Annotated in this window: 13 protein-coding genes, 1 tRNA gene and 1 pseudogene; 9 read left to right on the top strand and 6 right to left on the bottom strand. The window is 74.0% G+C overall.

Annotated elements, in window-relative coordinates:
- Window positions 1–6: 6 nt before the first annotated feature.
- The 5 genes from AB0K17_RS00530 to AB0K17_RS00510 all read left to right on the top strand — a co-directional run bounded on the left by AB0K17_RS00530 (window position 7) and on the right by AB0K17_RS00510 (window position 5,658).
- Window positions 7–2,700, top strand: a complete 2,694-nt coding sequence (locus tag AB0K17_RS00530) for a nitrate- and nitrite sensing domain-containing protein (protein ID WP_365965244.1) — start codon at window positions 7–9, stop codon at window positions 2,698–2,700.
- A 101-nt stretch (window positions 2,701–2,801) separates the two neighbouring features.
- Entirely contained in the window at window positions 2,802–3,305 is a 504-nt protein-coding gene (locus AB0K17_RS00525; RefSeq protein ID WP_365965355.1) for a roadblock/LC7 domain-containing protein, read from the top strand.
- Window positions 3,302–3,706, top strand: a complete 405-nt coding sequence (locus tag AB0K17_RS00520) for a DUF742 domain-containing protein (RefSeq protein ID WP_365965243.1) — start codon at window positions 3,302–3,304, stop codon at window positions 3,704–3,706. The genes AB0K17_RS00525 and AB0K17_RS00520 overlap by 4 nt, the downstream gene beginning before the upstream one ends.
- Entirely contained in the window at window positions 3,687–4,388 is a 702-nt protein-coding gene (locus tag AB0K17_RS00515; RefSeq protein ID WP_365981658.1) for an ATP/GTP-binding protein, read from the top strand. Before AB0K17_RS00520 ends, AB0K17_RS00515 begins: the two co-directional genes overlap by 20 nt.
- 7 nt (window positions 4,389–4,395) lie before the next feature.
- The gene (locus AB0K17_RS00510; protein WP_365981657.1) at window positions 4,396–5,658 is read left to right on the top strand and encodes a styrene monooxygenase/indole monooxygenase family protein; all 1,263 of its coding nucleotides are present in this window, start codon (window positions 4,396–4,398) and stop codon (window positions 5,656–5,658) included.
- A gap of 418 nt (window positions 5,659–6,076) precedes the next feature.
- Here AB0K17_RS00510 and AB0K17_RS00505 read toward each other — a convergent pair.
- The 4 genes and pseudogenes from AB0K17_RS00505 to AB0K17_RS00490 form a co-directional block, all read right to left on the bottom strand.
- Window positions 6,077–6,592: pseudogene (locus AB0K17_RS00505) on the bottom strand (NlpC/P60 family protein); the annotation flags it as partial.
- Between the two features lie 456 nt (window positions 6,593–7,048).
- On the bottom strand, window positions 7,049–7,345 hold the full coding sequence (locus tag AB0K17_RS00500) for a hypothetical protein (protein ID WP_365965239.1): 297 nt from the start codon (window positions 7,343–7,345) through the stop codon (window positions 7,049–7,051).
- Window positions 7,346–7,371: 26 nt separating this feature from the next.
- Complete coding sequence (locus AB0K17_RS00495) at window positions 7,372–8,103, bottom strand: TetR/AcrR family transcriptional regulator (protein WP_365965238.1); 732 nt, start codon at window positions 8,101–8,103, stop codon at window positions 7,372–7,374.
- A 61-nt stretch (window positions 8,104–8,164) separates the two neighbouring features.
- Window positions 8,165–9,088, bottom strand: coding sequence for a diiron oxygenase (locus tag AB0K17_RS00490; RefSeq protein ID WP_365965237.1), 924 nt, complete (start codon window positions 9,086–9,088; stop codon window positions 8,165–8,167).
- A 239-nt stretch (window positions 9,089–9,327) separates the two neighbouring features.
- On the opposite strand from AB0K17_RS00490, the gene AB0K17_RS00485 reads away from it, so the two are divergent.
- Window positions 9,328–10,422, top strand: coding sequence for a diiron oxygenase (locus tag AB0K17_RS00485; RefSeq protein ID WP_365965236.1), 1,095 nt, complete (start codon window positions 9,328–9,330; stop codon window positions 10,420–10,422).
- Window positions 10,423–10,572: 150 nt separating this feature from the next.
- Window positions 10,573–11,379: a polysaccharide deacetylase family protein gene (locus AB0K17_RS00480; protein ID WP_365965235.1), complete on the top strand. Its 807-nt coding sequence runs from the start codon at window positions 10,573–10,575 to the stop codon at window positions 11,377–11,379.
- Here the strand turns inward: AB0K17_RS00480 and AB0K17_RS00475 are convergent.
- The gene (locus AB0K17_RS00475; protein WP_365965234.1) at window positions 11,330–12,595 is read right to left on the bottom strand and encodes a hypothetical protein; all 1,266 of its coding nucleotides are present in this window, start codon (window positions 12,593–12,595) and stop codon (window positions 11,330–11,332) included. The genes AB0K17_RS00480 and AB0K17_RS00475 overlap by 50 nt on opposite strands.
- Before the next feature lie 80 nt (window positions 12,596–12,675).
- Window positions 12,676–12,747, bottom strand: a tRNA-Arg gene (locus AB0K17_RS00470).
- Between the two features lie 114 nt (window positions 12,748–12,861).
- Between AB0K17_RS00470 and AB0K17_RS00465 the strand changes: the two genes are divergently transcribed.
- Together AB0K17_RS00465 and nrtL are read left to right on the top strand one after the other, a co-directional pair.
- Window positions 12,862–13,332: a response regulator gene (locus tag AB0K17_RS00465; protein ID WP_365965233.1), complete on the top strand. Its 471-nt coding sequence runs from the start codon at window positions 12,862–12,864 to the stop codon at window positions 13,330–13,332.
- Between the two features lie 45 nt (window positions 13,333–13,377).
- On the top strand, window positions 13,378–14,193 hold the full coding sequence (nrtL, locus tag AB0K17_RS00460) for an ArgS-related anticodon-binding protein NrtL (protein WP_365965232.1): 816 nt from the start codon (window positions 13,378–13,380) through the stop codon (window positions 14,191–14,193).
- Window positions 14,194–14,202: the final 9 nt, after the last annotated feature.

Genomic DNA, 14,202 nt, shown 5'->3' with positions numbered 1-14,202 from the left:
GCACCGGTGCGGAAGAAGCGACTTCGCGGCGGCCAGCGCGAACAGCAGACCACGGCAGTGCCCGAGCGCACCGCCCGCGTACGCAATCGGCTCATCGCCTCCGTGGCCGTCGTCTCCCTCGCCGCCCTCGGCGCGGGCGCCTTCGGCATCGCGGACGCCATACGTGACCTCGCCGACTCCCGCGACCTCGCCGCCGGCGCCACCACCGGCAGCGGCGCGGTCGCCCTCGCCCACTCCCTTGCCGACGAGCGCGACGCCATGACCGAGTTCGTCGCGGGCGGCCGCTCCGGCGCGCCCGTGCCGGTGGCCGCCTCCGAGGAGCAACGCGCCCGCGTCGACCGGCAGATCCAGGAGTTCGGCCCCGGCGCGCCCGCCGCCCTGCGTCACCGCCTGGCCGGCCTGCCCGAGCTGCGCCGCCGTGCCCTGGCCGGCCCCGGCGACGCGCTCGGCGTCTTCACCGCGTACACCGCCACCGTCCAGGCGCTGCACGACGCCGAGGCCGATGTCGTCCAGCGGCTGCCGGCGCGTGCCCGATCGGCCGAGGCCACGGCCCTGCCCGCGCTCGGCCGCGCCGGCGAGGCGGCGTCCGCCACCCGGGCCCTGTTCACCGCCGCCCTGGCCGCCCACGGCACCCAGCCCGGCTACGGCCAGGCCGCCCTGCAGCAACGGCTGCGGGAGCAGGCCGCCCTCGCCGACTTCCGCCGGCTCGCCCCGGCCGCCCTGCGCGCCGAGTACGCCCGCACGGTCGCCGGGCCGCAGACCGCCGCGGCGGAGGCCCGCCTCGACCGGCTCCCCGAGCGGCCCCAGCCCGCGCCGGCCGAGCTGGAGCGGCCCGGCCCCGTGCGGGCCCAGCTCACCGCCCGCCTGGAGCAGCTGCGCGGCCTGGAATCGACCCTTGCCACCGAGGAGATGGCCCGGCTCGGGGCCCTGCGCGACCGCGACGCGACCGCCCTGCAGGTGCGCTGCACACTCGCCGTGCTGGCCTTCCTGCTCGCCGTGGTCACGGGGGTGCAGTCGGCCCGCTCCGTCACCCGGCCGCTGGCCGCGCTGCGCCTCGGGGCGCGCCGCCTGTGCGCCGAGCCGGGGGCCCGCGAGCCGGTCTCCTTCCGTGGCCGCGACGACGAGTTCGCCGAGATCGGCCGCTCCGTCAACGTCCTGCACGGCACCGTCGTGCGGCTGCGCGAGCGCATCGCCCTCCTGGAGGGCGAGCGCAACCGCCTCGACGTCGCCCGCCAGGACCTGGCCGAGGAGCGCGACGCGCTGCGCGAGCGCTGCCACGAGCTCGACGAGCGCATGACCGGGCTCTCCGGCCGGGTGCACGCCACCTTCGTCGGCCTGTCCCGGCGCACCCTCGGCCTCGTCGAGCGTCAGCTGACCGTCATCGAGTCCATGGAGGCCCACGAAGCCGACCCCGACCGGCTGGAGGTGCTCTTCACGCTCGACCACCTCGCCACCCGCATGCGCCGCTACAACGAGAATCTGCTCACCCTCGCCGGTGCCGAGCACCCCGGCGGCCACGCCGCCCCCGTCCCGCTGCTGGACGTGCTGCGCGCGGCCGTCAGCGAGATCGACCGGTACGAAAGGGTGCGCATCCACTCCCTGCCCGCCCGCGCCCAGGTCGCCGGCTTCGCCGCCGACGACATCAGCCACCTGGTCGCCGAGCTCCTGGAGAACGCCACCGCCTTCTCCCCGCCCGACGTCCAGGTCCAGGTCTCCGGCTGGCTGCTGGAGAACGGGGAGGTGATGCTCTCCGTCCAGGACGAGGGCATCGGCATGGCGCCCGAGCGCCTGGACGAGCTCAACGCCCGCCTGACCCAGGCGGGTTCCGGGCCGGGCGCCGAGGTCCCGGGTGGTCACGACGAGCCCGTCATGGGCCTCGGCCTGTACGTCGCGGCCCGGCTCGCCGCCCGGCACGGCGTCCGCGTCCAGCTCCGCGAGCAGCGGCCCGGCGGCATCACCGCCGTCGTGGTCCTGCCCGGCCGGCTGCTGCCCGCCGAGCCGCCCGCGATGAGCGACCCGGCGGCCGCGCCACCCGTCCCCGGTGCGGCCCGCACCGGGCCGCCCACCGACCTGCCCGGGGCCGCCGCCGAGGTCAACTCCCACGTCCTCCAGGGGCGTTCCCCCCAGCGACCGTCCGTGCCCGGGCCGCGTCGTGCGGCCCCGTGGGCCCACCAGGACGAGCAGACCATCCAGCTGACCACCATTCGCAAGCCCGTACCGCCGGAGGCCGCGCACCGGCCCGCCGCGCAGCCGCACCCGGCGCACTCCCCCCACCCCACCGCCCACTCCCCGTACGTCACCCACACCTCACCCCCCGAGTACGGCCACCCGGGCCACCGGCCCGTCGTGCCGCCCCCGCCGCACCCCGACTCCCGGCTGCAGCCCGAGCCCCGGCACGCGTCGCCGGCCGCTCCCGGCGTCACCGGTACGGGTCTGCCGCGGCGTACCCCCAGGGTCGTCGCCCAGAAGCCCGTTCCGCTGAGCGTGCGGCAGGGCGTCGACCCCGAGGCCCTGCGCCGCAAGCTCGCCGGCTTCCAGCAGGGCGCGCGCGAGGGGCGCCGGGACGCCGAGGAGGAGTGGGCGACGGAGGTGGCACCGGGGTTGACGCGCCGTGATCACGGCATCGCCGATCGTGGTACTGATCGGGGACGAGCGGGGGCACCGGACGAGGGCGGCACTGTCGAGGAGGCACGCGGTTGACTGCATTTTCCCAGGGGGCGACGCCCGTCACCCCCACCTGCACCACGGGCGGCACCACGGCCCGCACCACCGCGGGCCGCGCCGGGATCCCGGCCCTGGCCCTGAGCGACGAGGCCCGCAGCCTGCACTGGCTGCTGACCGACCTGGTCGAGGAGGTGCCCGGCGTGCGATCGGTCGCCGTGGTCTCCTCCGACGGCCTGCTGCTGCTCTCGTCGTCCCCCGACGACCGGGCCGCCGCCCCGTACGGGCAGCAGCACGACCAGGCGCCCGGCCAGCATCCCGGCCAGCTCCCCGGCCCGTCGTACGGGCCGCGCGGTTCGACCGCCGACCTGGCCACCATCGTCGCCGGCCTGGGCAGTCTGACCACCGGCGCGGCGGCCCTGATGGACGGCGGCCCGGTCAAGCAGACCATGGTCGCCATGGACGGCGGCGGGCTGTTCGTCATGACCATCAGCGACGGCTCGCTCCTCGGCGTCCACACCACGCCCGACTGCGACATGGCCGTTGTGGCCTACCACATGGCCCTCTTCGTCGGCCGGGCCGGACACGTCCTGACGCCCGAACTCCGCAGGGAGCTGCGCAAGTCGGTGGAGGCCGGCACATGACCGCCCCCGCCCTGTGCGCCCCCGCGGGCCCCGTGCCCCCGCGCAGGACGGCCCGCGTCCGCCCGTACTCGCTGACCGGCGGGCGCACCCACTGCGGGCACGTGCTGCTGCTGGAGACGTTCGTGGCCGCGCCGGACGGCGGCGACGGCGCCCCCGGCACCGGCGGCGGGCTGGCCGCCCGGCTGCTGCCCGAGGTGCGGGCCGTGCTCGGGCTGTGCCGCCGGCTGCGCTCGGTCGCCGAGGTCGCCGCCCTGCTGAAGATGCCGCTGGGCGTCGTCCGTCTCCTCCTCGCCGACCTCGCCGAACAGGGAAGGATCCGCGTCTACGGCACCGGTCACGTCACCGGACGGCCCGACCGCGCACTGCTCGAAAGGGTGTTGAGTGGACTTCGCAGCCTCTGACACCGGGGAGCACACCGGCCGGGGCGCCACCGGCCCCGTCACCGGCCTCGCCGCCGGGCGGACGCCGAGCTGGCAGACCGACCTCAGCCGCGCCCCCGCCGTCACCAAGATCGTGATCGCGGGCGGCTTCGGCGTCGGCAAGACCACCTTCGTCGGCTCGGTCTCCGAGATCACCCCCTTGCGCACCGAGGCCCTCATGACGGCCGCCGCCGAGGGCCTGGACGACGTCACCGCCGTGCCGCAGAAGGCGACGACCACCGTCGCCATGGACTTCGGCCGGATCACCCTGGAATCCGACCTCGTGCTCTACCTGTTCGGCACCCCCGGGCAGCAGCGCTTCTGGTTCATGTGGGACGACCTGGTGCGCGGGGCGATCGGCGCCGTCGTGCTGGCCGACACCCGGCGCCTGGCCGACTGCTTCCCGGCCCTCGACTACTTCGAGAGCTGCGCCCTGCCGTACGTCGTCGCCGTCAACCACTTCGACGACGCGCCCCGGCACGCCCCCGAGGAGATGCGCGAGGCCCTCGCCCTCGCCCCGGACGTCCCCGTCCTCGCCATGGACGCCCGGCGGCGGATCTCCGTCGTCGACACGCTGGTCACCCTCGTGCGCCGGGCCCTCGCCCTGAGCCCCGGCCCGGCCGCGCCGGCCGGCGCCCGGGCCACCACAGCGGAGCGGAGCTGAGCCGGCGGTGCGACGGATCCTCATAGTGGGCGCCGGCCAGGCGGGCCTCCAACTCGCCCTCGGCCTGCAGGCCAAGGGCTACGACGTCACCGTCATGGCGAACCGCAGCGCCGAGGAGATCCGTACCGGGCGGGTGATGTCCACCCAGATGATGTTCCGCACGGCCCTGCGCTACGAGCGCGAGCTGGGCCTGAACTTCTGGGAGGGCCTCGCCCCCCGCGTCGGGGCCCTGGGGGTGTCCGTGGCCGGCACGGCCCCCGGCGTGCCCGGGGTGCAGCGGCCCGTCGACTGGACGGGCCGGCTCGACGGCCCTGCCCAGTCGGTCGACCAGCGCGTGAAGATGGCCGGCTGGCTGGACGCCTTCGCCGAGCGCGGCGGCCGCGTCGTCGTGCACAGCGCGACCGTCTCCGACCTCGACTTCCTCGCCCCCCGCTACGACCTGGTGGTCGTCGCCGCGGGCAAGGGCGAGATCGTCTCGCTCTTCGGCCGCGACCCCGCCCGCTCCCCGTACACCACGCCGCAGCGCTGCCTGGCCCTGGTGTACGTGCACGGCCTCGGCCCGCACGAGGGGCACCCGGCCGGCGAGGCGGCGCGCTGGAGCCTGGTGCCCGGCGTCGGCGAGCTGTGGGTCATCCCCGCGCTCACCACCTCCGGCCGTGCCGACATCCTCTTCTGGGAGGGCGTCCCCGGCGGGCCCGTCGACGCCTTCACCGGAGCCTGCGGGCCGCGCGAACACCTGGCGCTGACCCTGGAGCTGCTGGAGCGGTTCGTGCCGTGGGAGTACGGGCGGGCCACCGCCGTCGAGCCCACCGACGCCGGTGCGGCCCTGGCCGGGCGCTACACCCCCGTCGTCCGCGACCCGGTCGGCCGCCTGCCCTCCGGCGGCTTGGTGCTGGGCGCCGGGGACGCCGTCGTCGTCAACGACCCGCTCACCGGCCAGGGCGCCAACTGCGCCGCCAAGTGCGCCACCTCCTACCTCGCCTCGATCCTGGAGCGCGGCGAGGAGCCGTTCGACGCGGACTGGATGCGCACGGCCTTCGAGCGGTACTGGTCCTCGGCCCGGCACGCCACCCGCTGGACGAACACGATGCTCGCCCCCCAGCAGCCGCACGTGCGCGCCCTGATCGGCGCGGCGGCCGGCGTGCAGCCGGTGGCCGACCGGTTCGCCAACGGCTTCGACGACCCCTCCGACTTCGACGACTACTTCTTCGACGCGGCCAGGGCCGAGGCCTACGTGGCCCGCGCCGCGGCGGGCCAGGGCGCCCCGTAGGGGCGCGGGGCCGTGCCGATCCGCGGCTGCCGCCGCGCGGGCGCTCCCGGTGCGGGTGCGTCGTGGCCGATCGCGCAGTTCCCCGCGCCCCTGACGGGGCACTGCACCAGCCCACGGGCGCCCCGAAGGGGCGCGGGGAACTGCGCGACAAGCCACCGCGCGCCCGCAGGCAGGGTGCCGTGTCGCGCCCACGCGGCGGCAGCCGCAGATCAACAACGCCCCGCGCCCCTGACGGGGCGCCGTGGTGGCGCGTGACGAAGATCCGCCGGACACGACCTAGACGTCCGGGCGCACGGCGCCCAGCAGCGGATTGGAGGCGAGGGGGGAGACCTTGACGACGTCGCCCGTGCGTGGCGCCCTCGAAGTACAGCACCAGATCACCGGGCCGCAGCCGGCTCAGCGGTATGCGGCGCAGTGCCTGCCACTGCTCCTGGCTGGTGCGCGGTATCGGGTTGCCCGCGTGGGCCCAGGCCTGCGACGTGAGCCCGGAGCAGTCGAAGGAGTCCGGGCCGGCCGCGCCCCACACGTACGGCTTGCCGACCTGCGCCAGCGCGTACTGCACCGCCAGGCCGCCGGCGCGCGAGGGGGCCTGGGGCCCGCCGAGCGCGCCGGACGCCAGCAGCCGGCGCTGGGCGTCACCGACGTCGCGCGCCTCCAGGGTGCGCAGCTCGGCGAGCTGGTCCGGGGTGAGCGAGGCCAGCAGCCGCTCGACCTCGCCCAGCCGTTTGCGGACGGTGTCGCGCTGCTGCGCCTGCGTGGCGGCCAGGGTCTGCTGGATGTCGAGCGCCTTGCGGGCCTTCGAGGCGAGGGTGGCGGACTGCTGCTCGTCCTGCGTCAGCCGCTCGACGGCCAGGGCCCGGTGGCCGGCCGCCCGCCGGATGGCGTGGGAGCGGTCGGCGGCCTGCTGGGGGTCGCGGCTGAGCAGGAAGTCCATGTACGGCGAGATGCCCCCCGTGGTGCCCCGGTACTGCTCCCGGGCGATCCGGCCCACGTCCTCGCGGCTGGAGGTCAGCGCGACGCGGGCGTCGGCGAGCTGCTCGTTGAGCTTGTCGACCTCGGCGCGCTGCCGCTTGAGCTTGTCGTCGGTGGCGTTGTACGCCTCGGAGGCCTCCTCGGCCTGCCGGTACAGCGTCCGCAGCCGGTTCAGCAGGGAACTGACCGGCTGCCCGGGGGGATCGGCGGGCGCCGCGCCGGCCACCGGCGCCGGCCCGGCGAGCAGCGTGCTCGCCAGCAGCACCGCCGTGCACACGATGCGCACGATGCGCACGATGCGTCCTGACACTGGTTCACCTCCGGGCACGGGCGTGGGCGGGCATCCCGCACGCCGCAGGAGGATCTTGCCATGTCCGGTATGACTAATAAGAGCGCAGTGTCGGGTCGGGCGGACCCTTCACTCCGGCGGACGCGTCCCGGGCGCCCCGCCCGGCCTGCCCCACGGCAGCCGCAGCCCCGGACCGGGCCGGCCCTCCGGGTCGTACGCGTACTTCCACCCCTTCGGCAGGCCCAGCCGGCGCGTCGTGGCCGCCGGCACCCGCCGGTAGACCAGCACGACCGGCGCCGTGCCCGGCTCCACGGCCGGCACCGGCACCTCGTACGTCTTCGGCGGCAGCCCGTTCAGGCCGACGAGGACGTCCAGTACCCGGCCGTCCAGGGGCCCGCCCTCGAAGAGGGTCTTCTCGCTTCTCACGCCCCCAGTCTGCCCCCTGATCCCCGTCAGTGCAGGTGACCGGCCTCCCCGACCAGCGGCGCCAGCCGCCGGGCGAGGTCGCCGACCGGGCCCTCGGCCGGTTCCGCCGCCAGCGCCGCCCGGGCCACCTCGCCCGTCTGCGCGTCCCCCGCACCGGTCGTCAGCAGCAGCGCCACGAACTGCTCCACCAGCCAGTCCCGCAGCTCGCCCCGCGGCGGCAGCTTGCCCTCGTCCAGCCACGTCAGGGACGCGACCTCGACCGTCGCGATCCATGTGCGCACCATCAGGCGCAGCCGTACGCCCGGGTCGGGCACCGACAGGTGCTTGAGGATCTGCGCCGCCGCGGCCCGGCGCACCTCGTCGACGATGGCTCCCGTACGGCCCGTACCCGACGTCTCGGCGACGCTGCCGCCCCGCAGCAGCGCACTGAAACCCGCGTCGTGCTCGTCGACGAAGGCGAGGTAGCGGTCCAACACCGCCCCCAGCCGCCCGGACAGCGGCCCCGCCTCCGGCTCGGCGAAGCACAGTTCCAGATCGTCGGCGGCACTGCGCAGGGCCGCCTCGTACAACTGCTGCTTGCCGCCGGGGAAATAGCGGTAGACCAGCGGCCGGGAGACGCGCGCGGCAGCCGCGACCTCGTCGAGCGAGACGTCCTCGGGGGCCCGGTGGGCGAACAGCGCCAGGGCCGTCGCGATGAGCTGGGCCCGGCGTTCGGAGACGCTGAGCCTGCGGTAGGAGGCGGTGCCGCTGCCGGTCATGGACGGCAGGGTAACGGCCGTCCCCTCCTGACCTGCAGGGCGCACGGCCCCGGCCGCGGGCTCAGGCCAGCAGCCCGGAGCTGCGCCACAGGCGGCCGCCGGCGCCGCGCAGCAGGCCGATCTCGTCGAGGAAGTCCGTCAGGCGCTTCGCGCCCGCCTGCATCACCTCGCGGCGGTGGGCGCTGGCCTTGACCTGGGCGACGGCCTCGTGGCGGTTCAGGCCCACCTCCGTGTACACGCGCGGGTTGATGAAGGCCACCGAGAAGACGCGGGCCGCCTCGCCCGCGCTCACCCGCGTCAGGTGCGCCTCCCACCGCGGGCAGTGCGCCATCTGCCGCCGCAGCTCCTCGCGCGCGTACCGCACGTGCCGGGCCTCCTCCACGACGTGGATGCGCGTGACGCCGCGCACGAGCGGCTGGACGCGCGCGTCGGGGAACGTCAGGCGCTGCATGTGGTCGAGGATCTCCTCGCCGAGCAGCGTGCACGTGAACGAACCCGGGGTGGTGGAGACGGTCTTCAGGACGCGGGCGAGGTTGTGGTGGCGCCGGGAGACCGGATACGTGGGCGTGCCCAGTGTGCGGATCATCCGGGCGAACATCTTGGAGTGCCGGCACTCGTCGGCTATCTCGGTGAGCGCGTACCCGACGTGGGCGCTGGTGACGGGCTTGTCGTAGATGTGCCGGACCAGCAGCTGCATCAGGATGATCTCGAACCAGATGCCGAGCGAGGCGAGCGAGGCGATCTCGTGCCGGGACAGCTCGATGCGCTGCTCCTCGGGCATCCGCCGCCACAGCGGGGTGCCGTAGAGGGAGACCAGCTCCGGCGGGCAGAACCACAGGCCCGGCTCGAACGGCGCGTCCCAGTCGAGCTCGGTGTCGGGGTCGAAGGAGTGCCGGGCGGAGGACTCGAGCAACCGCTCGGCGACGCGCTCGCGGTCCTTGAGGGGTCCGAACGCGTCGTGGTGCCGGTCGGGCGCGGTCGTCATGGCGGCTTCCCCCTTCATTCGAATGCGCATTCCTTCGAATGCGAAGTCATCGATCTGGTCTTCGAGTTACCGACGGTAGGTTCTTATGAGACTGCTTGTCAGTAAGCGCAGTCAAGCCCCTTGTGAGCCCCTTGCGAGCCCCTTGCGAGCCACGCGGGCCGGCTCATTGACCCCCGCACGGCACGCGTGTGAGCCTGCAGAAGACCCCGCAGACGCTGACGACTCGGGAGGCATCGGCCATGACGCACGAGCTGTACACCCACCCGCCCGCCGGACCCGTCTGGGAAGTGCCGGCGAGCGGCGCCGCCCGTTTCAGCTGGGACTACGACGAGGGACGCGCACGGCTCCTGGCCCTGTACCAGAAGGGCAAGGACAAACAGTGGGATGCGACCAAGCGCATCGCCTGGGACACCGAGGTCGACCCCTACGACCCGCTCGGCGTCCCGGACGAGAACCTCACCGTCTTCGGTACGCCGTACTGGGACAGGATGAGCGAGCAGAACAAGCGCGATCTGCGCCGGCACTACGCCTCCTGGCAGTTCAGCCAGTTCCTGCACGGTGAGCAGGGAGCGCTGGTGTGCGCGACGCGCATCGTCGAGGCCGTGCCCGACCTGGATGCGAAGTTCTACTCCGCCACCCAGGCCATGGACGAGGCGCGGCACGTGGAGATCTACAGCCGCTTCCTGCACGAGAAGATCGGCATGCTCTACCCGGTCAACCCCAACCTGCAGTCGCTGCTGGAGGACACTCTGCGCGACTCCCGCTGGGACATGCCCTGCCTGGGGATGCAGGTCCTGATCGAGGGCCTGGCGCTGGCGGCCTTCGGCATGTTGCGGGACTCGACCGAAAAGCCGCTGCCCAAGCAGATCCTCGCGTACGTCATGCAGGACGAGGCGCGTCACGTCGCCTTCGGTCGCATGGCCCTGCGCGACTACTACCGGCAGCTGACGGACGCCGAGCGGCGCGAACGCGAGGAGTTCGTCATCGAGGGCTGCTACCTCATGCGCGACCGGCTGCGCGGCGAGGAGGTGCTGGCCGATTTCGGCATCCCGGCCGCCGAGGCCGCCGAACTGAGCGAGCGCTCCGAATACCTACAGATCTTCCGCAAGTTGCTCTTCAGTCGCATCGTGCCGTGTGTGAAGGACATCGGCCTGTGGGGCGAACGACTCCAGCGTGCCTATGCGGACATGGGCGTCTTCGAGATGGGCGACGCCAACCTCGACGGACTCATGGCCCAGGACGAGGAGATCGCCGAACAGCTCGACGCCCACCGCTTCGCCGCCGAGGAGGAGGCCCGCGCGTCGGAGGTGGCGCAAACGATCGCGGAAGCGTAACGACGGTGGGGCAACGGGGGAAATTGCGCAAGGTTTGCGCCTTACTTGTCTGAGTTCTGTGAGCGATGGCGCGTTAGGGAACGCTTTGGGGTACATCGCCGTCTTAGGCGGGCAGAACTCAGGTACGTGCACGAGGGGGTGGGGGACACCATGACCCGACTGTCCGCCCGTAGGAGGCACTTCGTGATCGCGGCGGGGGGAGTGCTGGCTCTCGCCGGAGTGATATCAGGTTCCGTCGCCGTCGCCACCGAGGGCCACGGCGGCCACCAGGGCACCGCACGAGCCTCCCGGCTCCCGCCGCGCGCCGACAGCACACCGCCCACTTCCGCCCCGCCCACCACGAGCGGGCCGGTCTCCGCCGACATCAGCCACGAGACCGAGCCGGGCGGCCGCACCGTGGCCCTCACCATCGACGACGGCCCCGACCCCAAGTGGACGCCGATGACCCTCGACCTGCTCAAGCGCGAGGGCGTGAAGGCCACCTTCTGCATGATCGGCCCCCAGGCAAGCGCCCACCCCGACCTCGTCAAGCGCGTCGTCGCCGAGGGCCACCGCCTGTGCGACCACTCCGTCGACCACAACACGGCGATGGACAAGCGCTCCGAGGACTACCAGAGGCAGCAGATCCTCGACGCCAAGAAGATGATCGAAGCCGCGGCCGGCGGCACCGCCGCCGTCCCCTACTACCGCGCCCCGGGCGGCGCCTTCACCCCGTACAGCCGCAAACTCGCCGCCGACAACGGCATGCGCCCCCTCGGCTGGGGCGTCGACACCCGCGACTGGCAGCGCCCCGGCGTCGACCGCATCGTCGAAACCGTCAAACGCGAACTCCCGGGCGGCCCCGTCATCCTCTTCCACGACGGCGGCGGAGACCGCAGCCAGAGCGTCGAGGCCCTCTCCCGCTGCATCACCTGGCTGAAGGCGGAAGGTTACGGCTTCGCCTTCCCGAAGGCCTGACGGGACGAGTGATCAGCCACGTTCCGCCGACGACAAGGAGGGCGAAGACGGCGAGGCCCGCGCCGAGGGCGGTGATCAGCCACAACCGGTCGCGCAGCGGGATCGCACCGTTCAGCGTCACCTGCAGGGAACCCACCGCGAAGGCGATCGCGGCCGTGAACACGGCGACGAGTTCCACCGCCCGCACGGCCGACGATCGCGCCTGCTGCAACTCCGCCTCCAGCCGCTCCCAGCGCAGCCGGTGCTCGGCCTCGCGCACCTCCAGCCGGCGCTGGAACTCCGCCTCCCGGCCGGCCCGCAGCCGGGCGTCCAGCACGGTCGTGCGCAACCCCAGGTACTGCTCCTGGAGCAGCCGGTGACTGCCACGGCTGCCGACGGCCGGCAGGAGGGCCAGCGCCCGATCGACACTGTCCAGCGCCTCGTCGTGCAACCCGCACAGGTACTGCCCGCAGGCCAGCCGGAAACGGAAGAGGTGGTCCGCAGCGTACTCCGCGACGGCCTCCTGCGCCCGCGAGCGCAGCAGTTCGCCCTGGCCGTCGAAGGGGGCGGCGGCGTGGATGCCGTTCAGGCACACGTCCACCACGTGCCGGGTACGCCGCGCGCCCGCCCCCCACGCCTCGTCCAGCAGCCCGGTGGCGTACTCCGCCGCCAACGCCCGGCTGCCGAACGCGGCGAACGCGCGCAGCGCCGTGAACAGCGGATCCCTGCGGTGCGGGCCGGCCGCCAGGGCCAGCAGGGACGACTCGAGGAACGTGTGGAGCTCGTCGAAGCAGAAGTTCGCGCGCAGTTTTCCCGCGTGGTACAGGGTGGCGAAGTAGGCGATGTCGCCGGGGGCGGCGTCCCGGGCCACGATCTCCCCCGTGGCCTCCGCGAGTTCGGCGGCCGACTCCACCGTGTCCCTGGTGATGAAGGCGTAGCCCAGGCTCCACTTCTCCCGTACCTCCGTGCGCACCCCGGCCGGTACATGGCTCCCCAGCCAGGCGGCACACGCCGCCGCGGTGCGCACGCCCGGCACCCGCAGGAACCGCAGCCGCCAGTACCGGTCGGCACAGATCAGCCGGGCATCGGCCGCGAAGTCCGCCGACGCCACGTCGAACGGCGGCTCCACCCCCGCCGCCACCAGCTCCTGTGCCGCCTCCTCGCACACCCGGTCCAGCTCCCGCGAGTCCCCGCCCCGCACCTCGTCCAGCCGCGCGGTCAACGACGCGGAATCCATCGCAACTCCCCCCAGTCCCTGAACGACAAAGCCCCGGACTCAGCGATGCTGAGTCCGGGGCTTCGGCACTTCCATGGAAGTGCCCCCGGCAGGATTCGAACCTGCGCACACGGCTCCGGAGGCCGTTGCTCTATCCCCTGAGCTACGGGGGCGTGTCGTCCGCCTCGCGCTCTCGCGCCCGGCGACGGGTAGAACAGTACCAGCTCGGGGCGGGTGGGCTGCAACCGTGATCGAAAAGTGGGGGTGGTCGCCCGGGTGGGGTGGAAGTGGGGAAACGCCGGACGCGGGGCGGGGGGCGCGCCTACGCTCGGGGTGTGCCTGGCTTGTCCGGCCGGGTCCTTGTCGTCGACGACAACAAGGTCATCCGGCAGTTGATCAGGGTCAACCTCGAGCTGGAGGGGTTCGAGGTCGTGACCGCGGCCGATGGTGCCGAGTGCCTGGAGATCGTGCACCGGGTGCGTCCCGACGTGGTGACCCTGGATGTGGTGATGCCCCGGCTCGACGGGCTGCGCACGGCCGCGTTGCTGCGGGGCGACGTACGGACGCGGGACATACCGATCCTTCTCATCAGCGCCTGCACCCGGCCCGAGATGGACGGCGGGCGCTCGGCCGGGGTGGATGCGTTCCTGGCCAAGCCGTTCGAGCCCGCGGAGATGGTGCGGGTCGTGCGGCGGCTCGCGGGGTGGCACGGGGCGGTGGCGCCGGGGGATGTGGAGCCGGTCCGTCCCGCTGGGTGAAACCGGTTCGCTCCGGGGTACCCCCTCTCGCCTAGGCTTGGCCCTGTGACCCCCGCCGATCTTTCCTGCGCCGTGCTGGACAGCGTGCGTCGCGCCGTCGAGGCCGACGAGCTGGACGCGGTCGTGCCCGAGCGGGTCGCCGTGCGCGTGCCGCCGCGGCCGGGGTGCGGGGACTACGCGACCAACGTCGCCCTCCGGCTCGCCAAGGACAGTGGGCGACCCGCCCTGCAGATCGCCGAAGTGCTGCGGCACCGGCTCGCCGGGCACCCGGGGATCGCCCGCGTCGACGTCGCCGGGCCCGGGTTCCTCAACATCACGCTCCACGGGGGCTGCGGGGCCGACATCGTGCGGGCCGCCGCGGCGACTGCCGCCGCCGAGCCGCTGCCGCTCGCGCCGTCCGCCGCGCTCGTCGCGCGCCTGGGCGCCGACGCCGCCCGCTGGTCCCTGGTCAGCCCGCCCGGCCTGGACCGCGAGCTGCTGCTCGTGCAGCGCGAGGCCAACCCGCTCTTCCGCGTGCGCTACGCCCACTCCCGTACGTGCGCGCTGGTGCGGGGCGCCGGCCTGCTCGGGTTCGCCGGCGAGGCGGGGGAGACCGGTGATGTCGGTGCGCAGCCGTTGATCGGCGAGCTCGGTGAGCACCCCCGCATCACCGCCGCCCGCGACGCCGACCGGCTCGCCCGGCACCTGGAGCGGATCGCCGACGCCTTCCTGCGGTGGCAGGCCGAGTGCGACACCCTGCCCCGCGGTGAGGAGAAACCCTCGGCCGTCCACCGTGCCCGTCTGGCCCTCGCCGAGGCCACGGGGGCGGTGCTCGCCGACGGCCTGCACCAGCTCGGCATCTCCGCACCCGCACATCTCTGAGGGGACACA

Origin of the sequence: Streptomyces sp. NPDC049585, from assembly GCF_040675615.1 — a bacterium.
Classification (GTDB): Bacteria; Actinomycetota; Actinomycetes; order Streptomycetales; family Streptomycetaceae; genus Streptomyces; species Streptomyces luteosporeus.
Note: the sequence above shows the minus strand (reverse complement) of the source record. Positions and strands in the feature narration are given on the sequence as shown.

Bases quoted from the DNA above. Each gene is read 5' to 3' on its own strand.
- AB0K17_RS00480 (WP_365965235.1), top strand. From the start codon at position 10,573: ATGACCCGACTGTCCGCCCGTAGGAGGCACTTCGTGATCGCGGCGGGG.
- AB0K17_RS00475 (WP_365965234.1), bottom strand. From the start codon at position 12,595: ATGGATTCCGCGTCGTTGACCGCGCGGCTGGACGAGGTGCGGGGCGGG.
- AB0K17_RS00520 (WP_365965243.1), top strand. From the start codon at position 3,302: ATGACCGCCCCCGCCCTGTGCGCCCCCGCGGGCCCCGTGCCCCCGCGC.
- AB0K17_RS00490 (WP_365965237.1), bottom strand. From the start codon at position 9,088: ATGACGACCGCGCCCGACCGGCACCACGACGCGTTCGGACCCCTCAAG.
- AB0K17_RS00485 (WP_365965236.1), top strand. From the start codon at position 9,328: ATGACGCACGAGCTGTACACCCACCCGCCCGCCGGACCCGTCTGGGAA.
- AB0K17_RS00495 (WP_365965238.1), bottom strand. From the start codon at position 8,103: ATGACCGGCAGCGGCACCGCCTCCTACCGCAGGCTCAGCGTCTCCGAA.